Origin of the sequence: Streptomyces sp. NPDC017448 (assembly GCF_044330565.1) — a bacterium.
Classification (GTDB): Bacteria; Actinomycetota; Actinomycetes; order Streptomycetales; family Streptomycetaceae; genus Streptomyces.
Window position 1 is genome coordinate 25,230 of sequence record NZ_JBIRLM010000028.1, and the last position, 14,481, is coordinate 39,710.

Genomic DNA, 14,481 nt, shown 5'->3' on the forward strand with positions numbered 1-14,481 from the left:
GATGAACCGCTCCCGCACCCGCCTGCTCGTGGCGCTCGCCTCGGCCGGGGCCCTGCTCGCCACCGCCGGCTGCGGCGCCGCCGACATGACCGAGCAGGCCTCGCCGTTCGCGGCCCCCGCCGGGGTCAGGACCGTGACGCTCTCCGTCCAGTCCTGGGTCGGCGCCCAGGCCAACGTCGCCGTGGCCGAACACCTGCTGAAGGAGGAGCTGGGCTACCGCGTCGATCTCGTCCAGACCGACGAGGTCCCCGCCTGGGACGCCCTCAGCCAGGGCCGCGTCGACGCGATCCTGGAGGACTGGGGCCACCCGGACCAGGAGAAGCTGTACGTCGACGAGAAGGAGACCATCGTCCGCGGCGGCGACCTCGGCGTCACCGGCCACATCGGCTGGTACGTGCCGAAGTACTGGGCCGACGAGAACCCGGACGTCACGGACTGGAAGAACCTCGACGAGTACGCCGAGGAGCTGAGGACCGCCGAGAGCGGCGGCAAGGGCCAGCTCCTGGACGGCTCGCCGTCCTACGTCACCAACGACGTGGCCCTGGTGAAGAACCTCGACCTGGACTACAAGGTCGTCTTCGCCGGTTCCGAGGCGGCCCAGATCACCCAGATCCAGCAGTTCGCCAAGGAGAGGAAGCCCTTCCTCAGCTACTGGTACCAGCCGCAGTGGCTGTTCAACGAGGTGCCCATGGTCGAGGTGAAGCTCCCCGAGCACACGGACGAGTGCGCGGCCAAGGACCCCGAGGACATCGACTGCGCGTACCCGACGACACCGCTGCAGAAGTTCCTCAACGCCGACTTCGCCGAACGCGGCGGGGACGCCGCCGCGTTCCTGAAGAAGTTCCACTGGTCGGAGGAGGACCAGAACGAGGTCTCCGAGATGATCGCCTCGCAGAAGCTCACCCCGCAGGAGGCGGCGAAGCGCTGGAGCGACCGCCACCCGGACGTCTGGAAGAAGTGGCTGCCGAAGGGCTGACGCCGTCCGGCGCCCGGACCCCCTCCCGTGGGTTCGGGCGCCGTCCCGCTACCGCGCCCGGACCGTCGCCGTCATCTCCCGGTCGGGCTGGAGCGTCAGGCCGGTGAGCGGGGTGATCTCGCCCGGGTCGAGGTCCAGGGTGAAGCGGCGGGCCAGTACGGCGAGGAGGAGGACGGACTCCACCATCGCGAAGCGCGTACCGATGCAGACCCGGGGGCCGCCGCCGAACGGGAACCACGCGTACTCCGGGGCCGGGTCGCCGTCCTCCGCGTCCCAGCGCTCCGGCCGGAACTCCTCGGGCTCGGGGAACCACCGGGCGTCGCGCTGCGTGGCCCACTGGCTGCTCCACACGCGGGTGCCCTTCTCGACGGGCAGGCCCCCGATCGTCGCCCCCTCCTTCGCGATCCCGGTGATCAGCCAGATCGGCGGGTACAGCCGCAGGACCTCCTTCACCACGGCCTGGGCGTACGTCAGCCGCGCGTAGTCCTCGAAACCGGGCTCCCGGTCGCCGAGCACCCGGTCCAACTCCTCGGCGAGCGCCTCCCGGACGCGGGGATTGCGGGCGAGCAGGTACCACGTCCACACCAGCGTCGTACTCGTCGTCTCGTGGCCGCCGATGTACAGCGTGACCGTCTCGTCCCGGATCTCCTCCTCGCTCAGGCGCGTCCCGCTCTCGTCGACGGCGGTGAGCAACCGGCTGAGCAGGTCCGGACGTTCCTCACCGCCGTCCCGGTGCCGGGCGACGACCCGGCGCACCTCGGCGTCGATGACGGCGGCGGCCTTCCTGATCCGCGCCCGCCCCGGCGTCGGCACCCAGTCCGGCAGCAGCGCGCCGATCCCGGCGAACTCCTTGCCGATCTCCATCTGGGCGATCTCCATGGCCCGGCCCATCGCCTCGGAGTCCGCCGGGGTGTCCACGCCGAAGATCGTGCGCACCGCGATCCGCTGCGTCAGGGCGGACATCTCCCGCTTGACGTCGATCCGTTGGCCGTCCGACCACCGGTCCGCCAGCTCCACCGCGCACTCCGCCATCGTGGCCGCGTACGAGGTGACCTGCTTGGGCCGCACCGAGGGCTGCACCAGCGAGCGTTTGCGCCGCCAGTCCCGGCCGCGTGCCACGAGCATCCCGTTGCCCAGGACCGTACGGAAGGCGATGCCCAGGTTCGGCTGGTCGAAGGTGCGCTCCGTCTCGGTCAGCAACTCGCCTATGCACTCGGGGTCGGCGAGGAAGACGCACCGGTTGCGGCCGAACCGCCAGCGCACCATGTCCCCATGGCTGCGCAGGAGTTCGAAGAAGGCGAGCGGGTTCTTGCCGAACTGCGGCAGATTCCCCACCAGCGGCAGCCCCTTGGGCCCCGGTACGAACGCGCGGCCGCGCGGTGGGGTGCCGAGCGCCGGATCGGTCTGGGTGGACATCGAGAGGACTCCGCTTCCTGGGGCGCGCCACCGACGGCGCGCGCACGTTCGAACTCAATCGAACAGGATGGGAGGGCGCTTCACCAGGGCGGCGACCGGCATGGCCGGAATATGCCGGATTACCTTACGCGGAAGCCGAGTTGCCCGGACCGGCCGGGACCGTGCCCGGTTGCGGGCGGGGCCGGCGGCCATGGGGCACCACGACGACCTGGTGCTCGTCCTCGTACACGATCCGGCCGGGATCGGCGGACTCCAGCCGTTCGCACGCCACTCCGTGCGCGGCGAGCAGGGCGAGGTAGCCCGGGACGCGGTCCAGCAGGTGGACGGCGGACTCCTTGAACCAGGCGACCGCCTCCGGGTTCACCCCGGGGTCGTACACGGCCGGATCGACCCGCGAGGGGTCCTGGTACGCGGCGTCGTACCAGTCGTTGGCCGCCCGCCAGAAGCGGTACTGCTCCTCGGTCAGACGGCCCTCCCGGGCCAGGCCGTTGGCCAGGGCGAAGACTCCGGGGAAGTGGCCGCGGGGGCTCCGCTCCGGGCTCTGGAACCGTACGTACACCATGTCGCGCATTCCGTTCGTCTCCTCCGTCGCGGCCGGACGGTCCCCGGCCCGGGCGGTGAGGCGGGGCGGGGCGTCCCGGGGCGGGGCCGGGGCGCGCGGCCCCGGCCCCGCCCACCCCTCAGGCGCCGGGCGGCACGTGCGCCGGGCGGCCCCGGCCCCGCGTCAGCGAGTAGCCGAACACGGCCGCCACCGCGGCGAGTACGCCGCCGCCCACGGTCCACAGCCAGCGGTCGGTCCACCGGCCCGAGGCCCAGCCGCCCTCCGGCTCACCGGAGGCGATCGTACGCGGCGCGGCCGAAGCGCCCGTCCCGTCCCCGGCGCCGTCGTCCCCGGCCGAGGCGACCGAGACGCCCGGCACCAGCGGCTCGGAGAGGGTGCCGTCCCCGTCGTGGGCCCCGCCCAACTCCTTCACGGCGGGCCGCACTTCGGCTCCGACCGGCAGCCCGAGCTCGTCGGCGGGCAGATCGACCACGGTGAGGCGGACGTAGTAGCTGCCGGGCAGCGGGTCGTTCGCCCACGGTTCGGACCACGCCCGCACCGGCCGCAGGACGCAGGACAGCTCCACGGCGGCCGCGTCGGGCGCCGCCTTGCGGGTCTGGTGCCCGTACATGCACGCCTGGCGGCGGCGCAGCCCGTCGTACACGTCGATCTGCCAGGTGGACGTGGAGCGCCGGGCGGCGTTCTCGGGCAGCTTCACCGTGGCCTCGACGGTGGGCCGCTGACCGGCGTCGGCCGGGAACACCCAGTACAGGTAGTCGCCCGCCGACGCCTGCGCGGTGCCGGTCTGCCCCGGCTTCAGGGCGGTCGCCGTACGGAACGTGGTGCCGGCCTCCGTGGGGCCGGCCTCCTCCCCGGCGGGGCTCGCGCCGGCCGACGGGTCGTCCGCGAAGGCCGGGGCGCCCGTGGTGAGGAGGGTCAGGCCGGCGAGCAGCGCCCCGGTGAGCAGCGCCCCGGTGAGCGCGCGTCGTACGCCGTGGGCACGGCGGGAAGGGGTACGCATCAGTTGGTCCTCCAGACGGCGACGCGCCAGCGTGAGAGCCAGCCGGTCAGCAGGCCCGCGACCAGGCCGGTCAGGACGAGCGCGCCGAGCAGCCACCAGCCGCGGCCGAGCCCGAAGGCGGCCACGTCGGAGGCGCTGCCCGGACCGTCCACGAGGTCCACGGTCAGCTCGACCGGCAGGCCGGGGGAGCGCTTCACCGAGGCCGGGGCGGAGAAGGAGTGGGCGAGCTGGAGGCAGACGGCCTCGGCGGCGGGCTTGCCGTCGCCGTCGTCCCCGTCCTCCGCCTCGGCCTTCGGATAGCGCAGCCCGGACGAGATCACGTCGGTGCGCCCCGTCCCGGCCTCGGAACCGCGGACGATCTCCCGCCCGTGCACGGTCACCGCGCGCAGCAGCACCCCGTAGTCGTCGTCCACGGCGCGGTCGGCCGCGACGCTCGCGGAGGCGCGCAGCTCCTGGCCCGGCAGCACCTCCACGCGGTACCAGCGGTGCTGGGCGATCTCCGCGCGGTCGGTGTAGAGACCCGGCTTCAGTTCGGGGGCCGCGGCACAGCTCTCGGCTCCCTCGGTGGCCACCGGTGTCACCGTCGGCTCGGCGGCGCGGTCCACCAACTGCTTGACCCGGCCGGAGAGTTCCTCCTTGTGCTGAACGGCGGTGTACGTACCGCCGGTGGCTTCCGCGATGCAGGTCAGCTGCTGGCGGATCTTGGCGTTGGGCACCAGGCCCAGCGTGTCCACGACGAGGTGGGTGCCGCGCGCGGCGATCTCGCGGGCCACCTCGCACGGGTCGAGCGGACCGCAGGTGTCCTCGCCGTCCGTGATGAGGACGATCCGGCGGGAGCCGTCCCCGCCCTCCAGGTCGTCGGCCGCGCCGAGCAGGGCGGGGCCGATCGGGGTGAAGCCGGTGGGGGCGAGGGTGGCCACCGCGGCCTTGGCCTCCGTACGGTCCAGCGGGCCGACCGGATAGAGCTGCCGGGTGTCCTTGCAGCCGACCTCGCGGTCCTCGCCCGGGTAGTTCGCCCCGAGCGTCCGGATGCCGAGCCGCACCTGCTCGGGCACCGCGTCCAGGACGTCGTTGAACGCCTGCTTGGCGGCGGCCATCCGGGACTGGCCGTCGATGTCGCGGGTGCGCATGGAACCGCTGACGTCGAGCACCAGCTCGACCTTGGGGGAGGGGGCGGCGGGGGCTTCGTCGGCGGCGGCGGGGATCGCGGTGCCGAGCCCGGCGGCCAGGGTGGCGAGCGCTATGCCCACCCCGGCCGTCAGCCGTTTACTAGTGATCATCGCCGGATCCTATGGAAAACCAGTTCGTATTCCCAACCGGGCCCTTCGGGGTCCGCCGTCGGCGCTCGTGGGCTCTGTCCGCAGGGGGCGGAGGGCCTCCGGGCGGCGCGCCGGACGCGAGGCGCGGCTCCGTGTCCCTGCCGCGGCCGGGGCGGGCCGTCCCTCGTCGTCCGTGGCGGGCGGAGGCGTTCGGGGCTCGTCCCGTGGCCGGAGAACGCCCCCACCGCCGACGAGGTCCTGGAGGGCCTGCGGGCCCTGGCCGCCCACCTCCCCGAGAAGGGCGGCGAAGCCGTCTGACCGGCGTGGACGGGAGGGCCCCCTCAAGAGGTTGTGCGGGCGGCGCGAGGATCCGTGCCTGCGAACGGCGTGGCCCCGGTCCGGGGGCCGGGGTCACGCCTGGGCCGAAAAGGCAGGGGCCTCAGCCAACCGTCACCGAGAACCCGTTTCCGATGATGATCAGTGCCCCCGCGATGGCGCCCAGCGCGACCAGGACGCTGATGAGACGTGCCGTCCGGCGCCCTTCCGCGATGGCGTAACGCACCGTTCGCCACCACTCCTTGTCTGGCCTCATGTTGCTCACCTCCCTTTCTGGTCAGGTGAGTTGAGCTTCCAGGACCCTTCGCGGCGATGGCTCGAAGCGATACGCTGTGAGGCGCGAAGAACTGTGGTGGATCGTGGTGGACCGAACCTTCGGCGCCACGGTGAGGGGGGCCAGTGCCGGGTTCGGCGACCAGAGCCATAGAGATCCCCGACGCGGTGGGGGACGGGCCGCTGCGGACCTGGTTGGAGTGGCTGAGCGACCTGCGCCGTCGAGCCGGCACCCCCTCCCTGGCCGAGACCGCCGGCAGGGCGCGGAAGCGGGGGGTTGCCGTGAGCACGGCTACCGTGCGCCGGCTCCTGCGGGGCGAATCCTTGAGCGACGGATCCGCGATCGCAGTGGCCTATGTCCTGGCCGAGTCGGACGCCAGACCGGGGGCCGGCCGGCCGTCACAGGACTGGGATGCCTTCGACGAGACGTTGACCTACCTCCTGGCCGCCGCACAGAAGGAATTCAGCGGCGTTCCGCCCTCCCCCCGCGTACTGCCGAGTTCACCGCCCATGTCCGAGCGGCTTCCTCACGGTTACACCCCGACGGAGAGGGATCTGCCCGTCATTTCCCGACCCGGCCGACCACCGCTGTTTCGGGGGGAGACGTAGCGCCCGGCTCCGCTGACGGGCTCGTGCCCGCGGGGGCGCCCGACGGCGGGCGTGAGGTCGGCCGAGCTCTTCATCGGCCCGTATGCCCGCAGCGGGGACCGGTCGGTTCGATTCGCGTTCAGACCATGGAGAACAAGCTCATTCGGCGAGGGCGGTGTCGGCCCGGACGTCCTTCTGCTCGCTCGGCGTGGCGTAGCCGTCGGTGAGGATGCGGTCCGCGGCCTGGTCGTAGTAGTCGTCCTGCGTCGGGATGTCGGTCCCCAGGCAGCTGACGTAGCGGTTGTACATGCAGAAGGCGGCGGCGATCAGCACGGTGTCGTGGATGTCGCTGTCCTCGGCGCCCGCCGCGCGGGCGGCCGCCACCGCCTCGTCGGTGAGGGCGCGCGCCGCCGTCCGGACCTCGGCGGCGATGGCCAGCAGGGCACGCATCCGGGGGGAGACCGGGGCGTCCTGCGGTGCGGCGAGGACGGCCGCCACTGCCTCCGGGCCGCCGTCCAACTGGGCTGCTGCCGCGGCCCCGTGGGTTCCGGCGCAGAACGGGGTGTCGTTCAGGCGGGAGACATAGGCGGCGATCAGTTCCCGTTCGCCCCGGCTCAGGGAGGCGGGGGCGCGCAGCAGGACGTCGGCGAGGTGGCTGAGCGGTGCGGCGGTGTCGGGCCGGTGGAACATCAGGCCCCGGATGCCGGGATGGTCATTGCCGATGGCTATGTGCGGCACGGTGCTCCTCGGGTGGGGGCGGACGAAGACGCCTTCATGTTCACGGGGTGAGCCTCCGTGCTCAACTCCCTTCGTGCGCTTGTGCGTCGGAGCCGACGTGGCATCGGCCACCTTTCGGTCCCCTGCTTGGGGTGAGCGGTCCGGGGGAGGGGGCGGCCCCCGGCAGAGCGGAAAGCCCGCCCCCGAGCGGCGAGGGCCTTCTCCACCCCCGGGTCCTCGCTTCAGGGGGTGTCCGCAAGGTCGGCGAGGAGTCGGGACCGTAGGCAGGTGAGGGCGGTCGAGGCTTTGGAGGGACGCACCCACCCGCTACGGCACGACCGCCGCCCCCCGCCCGCCTGAACAACAGCACGACATTCCGGGTTCACCTTCAAGGGTTACCGAACTGGTGCCTGACCAACGCGGTAGGGAGTTCCCCCGACGGGTAGAAGAAATCAGCGCTGGAATCGCCCGCACGTCCCGGCCCCTGGCGCTCATGCGTCCTGCCCGTGCTCGCTTCCCTGGGGGGAACCATGCGCATGTGGACCGTACTCGCCCTGCTGAGCGCGTTGCTGGCAGGGCCACCGGCCGTCCTGCACTTCGCGTCCGCAGCTGCTCCGCAAGCCGCGGAGCCGGTTCGGGCCACTGCGGTCTCGTACACCGCTGAGGCCGGAGCGGTCGCCCTGGTACCCGCTCGCGTTTCCGGCGGGACCGGTTCTTCCGGTGTCCCGGGCAGCATGAGCAGTGCGGGCGGCATGGGGGTGATGGGCATGACGAGCGGCATGAACAGCGCGGGCAGCGCGGGCATGACGAGCGGCATGAACAGCGGCATGAACAGCGGCATGACGAGTGGCATGACCAGCGGCGTGGGCGGCACGGTCTCCACGGGCGGCACCGAGGGCACCCGGGGGTCGTCGAACGCCGGGTGGTGGGTCATGCCCGCCTTCCTGGCGGGCGCTTTCGCGCTGTTCCACGGAGCGATCCTCCTGAGCAACGCCTACGGTCGGCGGCGTTGGCGCCACAGGCGACGCAAAAACCGGTGAGTGCCTCCCCGCCGGCCGAGACCGCGCCCGCCACGGCCACTCGGTCCGGGGGCCGGGCAGGGGAGTGGGCGTCGGGGAGGGAACGTTCCGGACGGAGTGCGGGAGAGGGCGAGGCCGGTGGCGCCGTGGGCCAGGGCGTGATCGCACCGGGGGACAGGGGCGCGGGCATCGGTGGTGAGGCAGGTCCTCGCGGCCATCGTCTCCATGCCGGCCCCGGGGCCGGCAGCAGCAGACAGCAGGCCGTCATCGGCTTTCCACCGACACCGCGTCGCCCCCCTGCGCGTAACCTGCGTCGCGCACGAGTGGTCGCGGCGACCGCTGCCGGCCCTACCCGGCGGCTGAGACGTGCCGGGCCTCCACCGCGGCGATCACCCGCCGCCGGGCCAGCCGCCGGGCCTGCTTGAGCTTCGATTCGACCAGCAGGAGGGGCAGGAACCAGATCCAGCCCCACGCGCTGTAGGAGACCGTCCCGCTCAGCACCAGTACCGTGTTGGTCGCGAAGACCAGCGCCAACGTGATGACGTACGCCGCCGCCCGGTGGCGGGCCATGAGGCGGAGCGGGGCCCGCCACGGGCCGGCCAGCAACTCGACCGCGGCTACGACCTCGGCGGCCCGCAGGTCCTCCGGGGGAGCGGGCGCCGGGCCGCCCCGCTCCAACGCGTCGGCCACATCGGCGGCGTGGGACGCCAGGGCGGCTCGGTCCGCCCTCGCGGCAGCCGTCCTCTCCCGTACGTCCTGCCAGTAGCCCCGCCCGGCCCACCCGAGGGCGGCCTCCACCCGCTCCGCCTCGGGCGACCCCGGGGGCGCCAGGACCGCGATCCGCTCCTTGAGCCGGTCCGCCCGGGCTGCGCGCCCCGGGTACGTCCAGGCATCCGCCCGCAGGCACAGCTCCAGATAGCAGACGAGGAGTCCGAGATCGTCCGGCCACTGCGCCAGCCCGTTCTCGTAGGCCTTCTCCGCAGCGTCGTCGTGGTCGTCGTCGTCCTCCGCGGCGTGGGCGAGTCCGAGCCACCGGTAGAGCACCGGATCGGCTCCGAGCTCTTCCAGTCCGGAGTCCGCCGCCTTCCGGACCTCGGTGAAGCCGCCCACCGCGAAGAGTTCCTCACACCGGTCGGCGTATTCCCCATGCGTCACACTTCCCACCCCCGTCGCTCAGGAGACCCACTCTCAGCCACGCAAAACCGCTGGTCAAGGGGGGCGGGAGCGAAGATCGGCGGGGTGGGGGGGAAGTTCGACAGGGAGGTCCCCGAAAAGGCCCTCCGGCGGGTCGGCCGCCTCCCGCGGCGTCGAGACCGGCAGCGCTACGGACGCCCTCCCGCACCCACCCGGGCTTCCTCGGCCACGCCGCCTCCTCTGCTGCGGCGAACGGTTCCTCCGACCGGCCGCGCAGGCCCCGGCCTTCAGAGCCCCCTACGGCTTCTTCCCCGCCGGAGCGGCCGGGCGGGGCGTGGTTCGGGACGGCAGAAGGAGCGCAGGAAGCGGAGCGCTCGGCTCCGGGGCTGACCGTGCACGGCCCGGGTAGGCGACGCGGTATGAACCGAAACCTGTTCGACCCCGAGAACTTCATCCGGCCCGCCCAGGCCCCCGGTCTGACGCAGGAGAACCCCATGGCGGTGCGCTACGCCGTCAAAGGCGAGGCGTACGCCCGCCAGGGCACGATGGTGGCCTGGCGCGGATCACTGTCGTTCGAGCGGCAGGGGCAGGGCGTGGGCAACTTCCTCAAGCGCGCGGTCACCGGCGAAGGGCTGCCCTTGATGACCGTCAGCGGCGAGGGCGAGGCGTGGTTCGCCTCCGACGCGGCGCACTGTTTCCTCGTGGACGTGGAGGAGGGCCGCGGCCTCACCGTCAACGGCAAGAACATCCTCTGCTTCGACGCGTCGCTGAGTTATGACATCACCACCGTGGAGGGCGCCGGGATGGCCGGTGGCGGCCTGTTCAACTGCACCTTCGGGGGGACCGGCCGCCTCGCGCTGACCAGCGCGGGCGTCCCGCTCGTGCTGCCGGTCACGCCTGACTCGCCCGTGTACGTCGACACGGACGCGGCTGTCGCGTGGAGCCCGCAGCTGCGGACGTCCCTCCACCGGTCCCAGAGCGTCGGCTCGATGTTCAAGGGCGGCAGCGGTGAGGCGGTTCAGTTGAAGCTGGAGGGTGAAGGGGTCGCGGTGGTCAATCCCGGCGAGCCCAAGCCGGCACAGGCGTCCTCCTGACCCCTCCGCAGCCGGGCGGCCGGGCTGCTCCGGCCCGGCCGAAGGCTCCCGCGCCCCCCGGGACCGACGAACCCTCCGCCCCCGGCCGGTCGCCCTCGCCCACGGGTGGCCCCACGAGCCCTTGCGCACGCTGTTTCTGCTTACGGTGACGGCGGACCGGACAGCGGACTCACGTGAGTGAAAGGGTGAAAGGGGCCCTCGTGGAGCGTGTACGGAAGCGACCGCGTCAACGCGGAGCGCATGACCAGCCCGCCGAGCCGCCGGACCGGACGCCACGTCCTCGGCCCGGCCACTGCCGGACAGCCGCCCGCGGCACCGGCCGCCGCCCCGCGCGGGGCGCCCCCGCTCGCGGCTTCCTCGGGCCCCGGCCGCACCCCGGAACGTCGTCCGGGCCCGTCGCCGTCCGCACGGGAAGGGCGGGTTGATGCAGTTGACGACAAGGGGCGGGTTCTCCGCCCGCGTATGCGGAACGCCCCCGCGCGCGGGCGAGCCGGCCCTGGTACTCGTCCACGGGCTCGGCCTCTCGGGGCGCTACTTCGTCCCGCTCGCCCGGCGCCTCGCGGCCCAGGGGACCACCGTCCTCGTACCCGACCTGCCCGGCAACGGACGCTCACGGGCAGCCGCCAGGCGTGCGCCGGACATCACCCAGCACGCCCGCGCCCTCGCGCACTGGCACCGGCGACTGGCCCTGGGCCCGGTCGTGCTGATCGCCAATTCGGTGGGCTGCCAGACCGCCGCCGCGCTCGCCGCCGAGCATCCGCACACCGTGAGCCGGCTGGTCCTGATCGGTCCGGCGCTCGACCCCGCTGTACCGGCCCGGCACCAGGTCCTCCGGCTGGTCGAGGACGCGCCCCACGAACCTCTGCGCCTGTTCGGGATCGCGGTCTCGGACTACTTGGTCACCGGTCCGGCACGGTGCGCCGTCGAATTCCGGCACGCCCTGCGGGACGCCGCCGACTCGTTCGAGGCCCGGCTGGCACGGGTCCAGGCGCCGACCCTCGTCATCCGCGGAGCGGGCGACCCCCTCGCCTCCCCCTCCTGGACCCGGCGGGCGGCGCTCCTCACCGGCGACGGACGGACCGCCGAGATCGCCGGAGCCGCCCACGCGGCCCACTACAGTGCGCCGGACGCCACGGCGGCACTGATCCGGAAATTCACCACGGACGGACCCGGAGAACCCTCATGACGGCACCACCCCCTCGCGGCGCGACCCGCGCCGAGGGCGCCAAGGGCCCCTCGCCCTGGCTGCGCCTGCTGCCCGGCATCTCCCCGAAGCGCCGCAGCTACGTGCTGGCCTGGTACGGGTTCACGCTCACTTTCGGCGGAATGCGGCTGCTCACCTGGCTCATCCACATCGATGTGGGCGGCTTCGGCGACGTGAGCGTCGGCGGGATCCATCTGCACCACTACGTGTGGGGCATCCTGCTGCTCATGGTGGTCGGCGCCGCCGGGCTGTCCGAAAACTCACCGCGCGCCCGCGCCTGGTTCGGACTGGCCTACGGGGTGGGCACGGCCCTCGTCATCGACGAGGCGGCCCTGCTGATCAGCCTGGAGGACGTGTACTGGGACACCGAGGGCGGGCTCAGCATCGCCATCGCCATCACGGTGATCGCGGTGGTCGGCACCGTCCTGGCCGTGACACGGGGACGGCGCGCGTCACGGGCGGAGGAGGAAGCCGACCGGAAGCCGGGCGAGGACGCCGCGGAGCCCCGCCGCGAAGACTCCTGAGACCGCGCTCGGGCGGCCGACGCCCCCTCGCCGGGCCGCAAGCAGTCGGGACGGCGCCTCCTGTGCGCGCCCTGTGCGTCCTGTGCGCGCCGCCGGCCCGGCGGCCGAAGGGGGGGCGAAGCCGCCGGGCGGGCCGGGGCTCCCCCGCCCTGGGGCGGCTCGACGTCCCTGTCCGGCCCGGGGCCCGGTCCGGTGGTCGGCACCGGAGCGGACGCCGCCGGGCTCCACGGCTCCCGAAGCCCTGACGTGCCCCGATTCCTCCCGCGCGGACCGGGGCACGCCGGGCCGGACGTACACTCGGCTCATGGGTCGTAGCGCCGAACAGGGGAAGTGCCCGCACCGGGCCGCCTCCGCGCTGACCCCGGCCGCGGCGCCCGGAACGGGCCGTACCGCGCTGCACGGTCACGGCTAGCGACCTTCCGCCTCCCCGGCCCCGGGCTGTTCCCGGCCCGCCGCCCTCGTCCGCGAACGACTCCGCCCTCCCCGAGCGGGAGGGCCCCGCCCCCCGGCACGCGCCGGAGCGGCGGACCACGACCGGCTTCTGGGCGCCACCACGCGCGCCTGTCCACGAGCACCGCTGCATGACCGATTACGTCACGCATCACGCATCACGCATCACGCATCACGCATCACGCATCACGCATCACGCATCACGCATCACGCATCACACGGCACACGGCGCACCCGCCCGTGCCGCTGCCGGGCGCCGGCTCCGGAGACGGACCGAACCGCACTCGAAGGGACCATCGTGAAGCTGAGCGACCTACTGGCCGGGCAGGACCACCACGTACTGCAGGGAAGTCCGGACCGCACACGGATCACCGCCGGCACGACGTTCGACGCCGACCGGGTGGTCCCCGGCTCCGTCTTCGTCGCGGTACCCGGCCACGCGGCCGGCGGCCCCGGCGCCGTGGCGCCGGCCGTCGCCCGCGGCGCGGCAGCCGTCGTCGTCGACGCCCAGGCGCCGCCTCTCCCCGCGGCGGCCGGCGATGTGTGCGCGATCCGGGTGCCGGACGCCCGCAAGGCCGCGGCCGTCATCGCCTCGCGCTACTTCGGTGAGCCGGGCCGGGCGATGGACCTGATAGCCGTCACCGGGACCAACGGCAAGACCTCCGTCTCGTACATGGTCGAGTCGGTGCTGCGGCTCGCCGAGGGAGCCAGGGTCGGGGTGATCGGCACGGCGGGGAGCCGGGTCGGGGACGAACCGATCCCGATGCCGCCCTCCGTGCTCTCCACCCCCGAATCGCCCGACCTCCAGTACCTGCTGAGCCGGATGCGCGACAGCGCGGCCGGCAGTGTCGTCCTGGAAGCCACCTCGATGGGCCTGCTGACACACCGCCTGGACCGGACCTTCATCGACGTGGGCGTCTTCACCAACCTGTCGCAGGACCACCTCGACGACCACGGCACCATGGAGCACTACCGGGACGCCAAACTCCGCCTCTTCCAAGGGCTGTGCCGACGTGCGGTCGTCAACGCGGACGACCCGGTCGGCGCCGCCGTCCGGGAGCTGATGCCCGACGCGGTGACCACGTACGCCCTGGACGGTCCGGCGGACTACCTCGCGACCGACCTGGTGGTGGACGCCTCGGGCAGCCGGTTCACCCTCCACCACGACGGCCGGAAGTACCCGGCGGCGATCCCGTCCCCGGGCCGCTTCTCCGTCTCCAACGCCCTGGCCACGGTGGCCGCCTGCCATCTGCTCGGCCACGATCTGGCCGGGCTGGTCGACGCGCTGGAGCGCATGCCGCAGATTCCCGGCCGCTTCGAGCGCCTCCGCACCCCCGACGGCACCTCGGTGATCGTGGACTACGCCCACTCGCCGGACTCCCTCGACAAGGTCCTGACCACGATCCGGGGCTTCGCCGAGGGCCGGGTCATCACCGTCTTCGGCTGCGGCGGCGACCGCGACACCACCAAGCGCGCGGAGATGGGCGCCATCGCCGGTACCCACTCCGACCTGTGCGTCCTCACCTCGGACAATCCCCGGTACGAGGACCCCGAGGCGATCCTCGACCAGATCGCGCCGGGCATCGCGACGACCGGAACACCGTTCGAAAGGTTCACGGACCGCCGCGCGGCCATCGCCTGCGCCCTCGCCTCGGCGGGACCGGCCGACATCGTGCTGATCGCCGGCAAGGGCAGTGAGCCCCACCAGACCATCGGTGACGAGCTGCTGCCCTTCAGCGACATGGCGACGGTGCGCGAGTTGATCGGCCAGTAGGCGGCACCGGTCGCCGGGGGACCGCACCGGGAAACAGCTCCGCTCCCCTCGTCCGCAGGGGCCGGACCCGTTCCCCGGTCCGGCCGGTTTCCCGGCTCTCCGTCGCCGGGGCGCTCCGGGGCGCTCCGGAGCCGCTCCACCGGGGGCGGGGCGTT

The 14,481-nt window shown here is 73.3% G+C and carries 13 protein-coding genes; 6 read left to right on the top strand and 7 right to left on the bottom strand.

What is annotated here, in order from left to right; all coding sequences use genetic code 11:
* Nucleotide 1: 1 nt before the first annotated feature.
* Nucleotides 2–976: an ABC transporter substrate-binding protein gene (locus tag ACH4K1_RS30980; protein WP_398092857.1), complete on the top strand. Its 975-nt coding sequence runs from the start codon at nt 2–4 to the stop codon at nt 974–976.
* A 48-nt stretch (nt 977–1,024) separates the two neighbouring features.
* Here the strand turns inward: ACH4K1_RS30980 and ACH4K1_RS30985 are convergent, their stop codons facing one another.
* The 6 genes from ACH4K1_RS30985 to ACH4K1_RS31010 all read right to left on the bottom strand — a co-directional run bounded on the left by ACH4K1_RS30985 (nt 1,025) and on the right by ACH4K1_RS31010 (nt 7,148).
* Entirely contained in the window at nt 1,025–2,392 is a 1,368-nt protein-coding gene (locus tag ACH4K1_RS30985; protein WP_398092858.1) for a cytochrome P450, read from the bottom strand.
* Nucleotides 2,393–2,516: 124 nt separating this feature from the next.
* Entirely contained in the window at nt 2,517–2,963 is a 447-nt protein-coding gene (locus tag ACH4K1_RS30990; protein ID WP_398092859.1) for a hypothetical protein, read from the bottom strand.
* 109 nt (nt 2,964–3,072) lie between these two features.
* On the bottom strand, nt 3,073–3,954 hold the full coding sequence (locus ACH4K1_RS30995) for a hypothetical protein (RefSeq protein WP_398092860.1): 882 nt from the start codon (nt 3,952–3,954) through the stop codon (nt 3,073–3,075).
* Complete coding sequence (locus ACH4K1_RS31000) at nt 3,954–5,234, bottom strand: VWA domain-containing protein (RefSeq protein WP_398092861.1); 1,281 nt, start codon at nt 5,232–5,234, stop codon at nt 3,954–3,956. Before ACH4K1_RS31000 ends, ACH4K1_RS30995 begins: the two co-directional genes overlap by 1 nt.
* Before the next feature lie 418 nt (nt 5,235–5,652).
* A complete protein-coding gene (locus ACH4K1_RS31005; protein ID WP_398092862.1) occupies nt 5,653–5,805 on the bottom strand; it encodes a hypothetical protein in 153 nt (50 codons plus the stop codon).
* Between the two features lie 764 nt (nt 5,806–6,569).
* The gene (locus ACH4K1_RS31010; protein WP_398092863.1) at nt 6,570–7,148 is read right to left on the bottom strand and encodes a carboxymuconolactone decarboxylase family protein; all 579 of its coding nucleotides are present in this window, start codon (nt 7,146–7,148) and stop codon (nt 6,570–6,572) included.
* Between the two features lie 509 nt (nt 7,149–7,657).
* On the opposite strand from ACH4K1_RS31010, the gene ACH4K1_RS31015 reads away from it, so the two are divergent.
* Nucleotides 7,658–8,167, top strand: a complete 510-nt coding sequence (locus ACH4K1_RS31015; protein ID WP_398092864.1) for a hypothetical protein — start codon at nt 7,658–7,660, stop codon at nt 8,165–8,167.
* Nucleotides 8,168–8,494: 327 nt separating this feature from the next.
* Here ACH4K1_RS31015 and ACH4K1_RS31020 read toward each other — a convergent pair whose 3' ends face one another.
* Nucleotides 8,495–9,301, bottom strand: coding sequence for a hypothetical protein (locus tag ACH4K1_RS31020; protein WP_398092865.1), 807 nt, complete (start codon nt 9,299–9,301; stop codon nt 8,495–8,497).
* A 398-nt stretch (nt 9,302–9,699) separates the two neighbouring features.
* Between ACH4K1_RS31020 and ACH4K1_RS31025 the strand changes: the two genes are divergently transcribed.
* From ACH4K1_RS31025 to ACH4K1_RS31040, 4 genes are all read left to right on the top strand, one after another.
* Nucleotides 9,700–10,374, top strand: coding sequence for an AIM24 family protein (locus ACH4K1_RS31025; RefSeq protein ID WP_398092866.1), 675 nt, complete (start codon nt 9,700–9,702; stop codon nt 10,372–10,374).
* Between the two features lie 424 nt (nt 10,375–10,798).
* Nucleotides 10,799–11,560, top strand: a complete 762-nt coding sequence (locus tag ACH4K1_RS31030) for an alpha/beta fold hydrolase (RefSeq protein ID WP_398092867.1) — start codon at nt 10,799–10,801, stop codon at nt 11,558–11,560.
* Nucleotides 11,557–12,102, top strand: a complete 546-nt coding sequence (locus ACH4K1_RS31035) for a hypothetical protein (protein ID WP_398092868.1) — start codon at nt 11,557–11,559, stop codon at nt 12,100–12,102. Before ACH4K1_RS31030 ends, ACH4K1_RS31035 begins: the two co-directional genes overlap by 4 nt.
* A gap of 748 nt (nt 12,103–12,850) precedes the next feature.
* The gene (locus ACH4K1_RS31040) at nt 12,851–14,326 is read left to right on the top strand and encodes a UDP-N-acetylmuramoyl-L-alanyl-D-glutamate--2,6-diaminopimelate ligase (protein WP_398092869.1); all 1,476 of its coding nucleotides are present in this window, start codon (nt 12,851–12,853) and stop codon (nt 14,324–14,326) included.
* Nucleotides 14,327–14,481 lie beyond the last annotated feature (155 nt).

What these genes read in the sequence shown, in the direction of transcription:
- ACH4K1_RS30980 (WP_398092857.1), top strand. Translation starts at nt 2, where the DNA reads ATGAACCGCTCCCGCACCCGCCTGCTCGTGGCGCTCGCCTCGGCCGGG.
- ACH4K1_RS30985 (WP_398092858.1), bottom strand. Translation starts at nt 2,392, where the DNA reads ATGTCCACCCAGACCGATCCGGCGCTCGGCACCCCACCGCGCGGCCGC.
- ACH4K1_RS30990 (WP_398092859.1), bottom strand. Translation starts at nt 2,963, where the DNA reads ATGCGCGACATGGTGTACGTACGGTTCCAGAGCCCGGAGCGGAGCCCC.
- ACH4K1_RS30995 (WP_398092860.1), bottom strand. Translation starts at nt 3,954, where the DNA reads ATGCGTACCCCTTCCCGCCGTGCCCACGGCGTACGACGCGCGCTCACC.
- ACH4K1_RS31000 (WP_398092861.1), bottom strand. Translation starts at nt 5,234, where the DNA reads ATGATCACTAGTAAACGGCTGACGGCCGGGGTGGGCATAGCGCTCGCC.
- ACH4K1_RS31005 (WP_398092862.1), bottom strand. Translation starts at nt 5,805, where the DNA reads ATGAGGCCAGACAAGGAGTGGTGGCGAACGGTGCGTTACGCCATCGCG.
- ACH4K1_RS31015 (WP_398092864.1), top strand. Translation starts at nt 7,658, where the DNA reads ATGCGCATGTGGACCGTACTCGCCCTGCTGAGCGCGTTGCTGGCAGGG.
- ACH4K1_RS31025 (WP_398092866.1), top strand. Translation starts at nt 9,700, where the DNA reads ATGAACCGAAACCTGTTCGACCCCGAGAACTTCATCCGGCCCGCCCAG.
- ACH4K1_RS31030 (WP_398092867.1), top strand. Translation starts at nt 10,799, where the DNA reads ATGCAGTTGACGACAAGGGGCGGGTTCTCCGCCCGCGTATGCGGAACG.
- ACH4K1_RS31035 (WP_398092868.1), top strand. Translation starts at nt 11,557, where the DNA reads ATGACGGCACCACCCCCTCGCGGCGCGACCCGCGCCGAGGGCGCCAAG.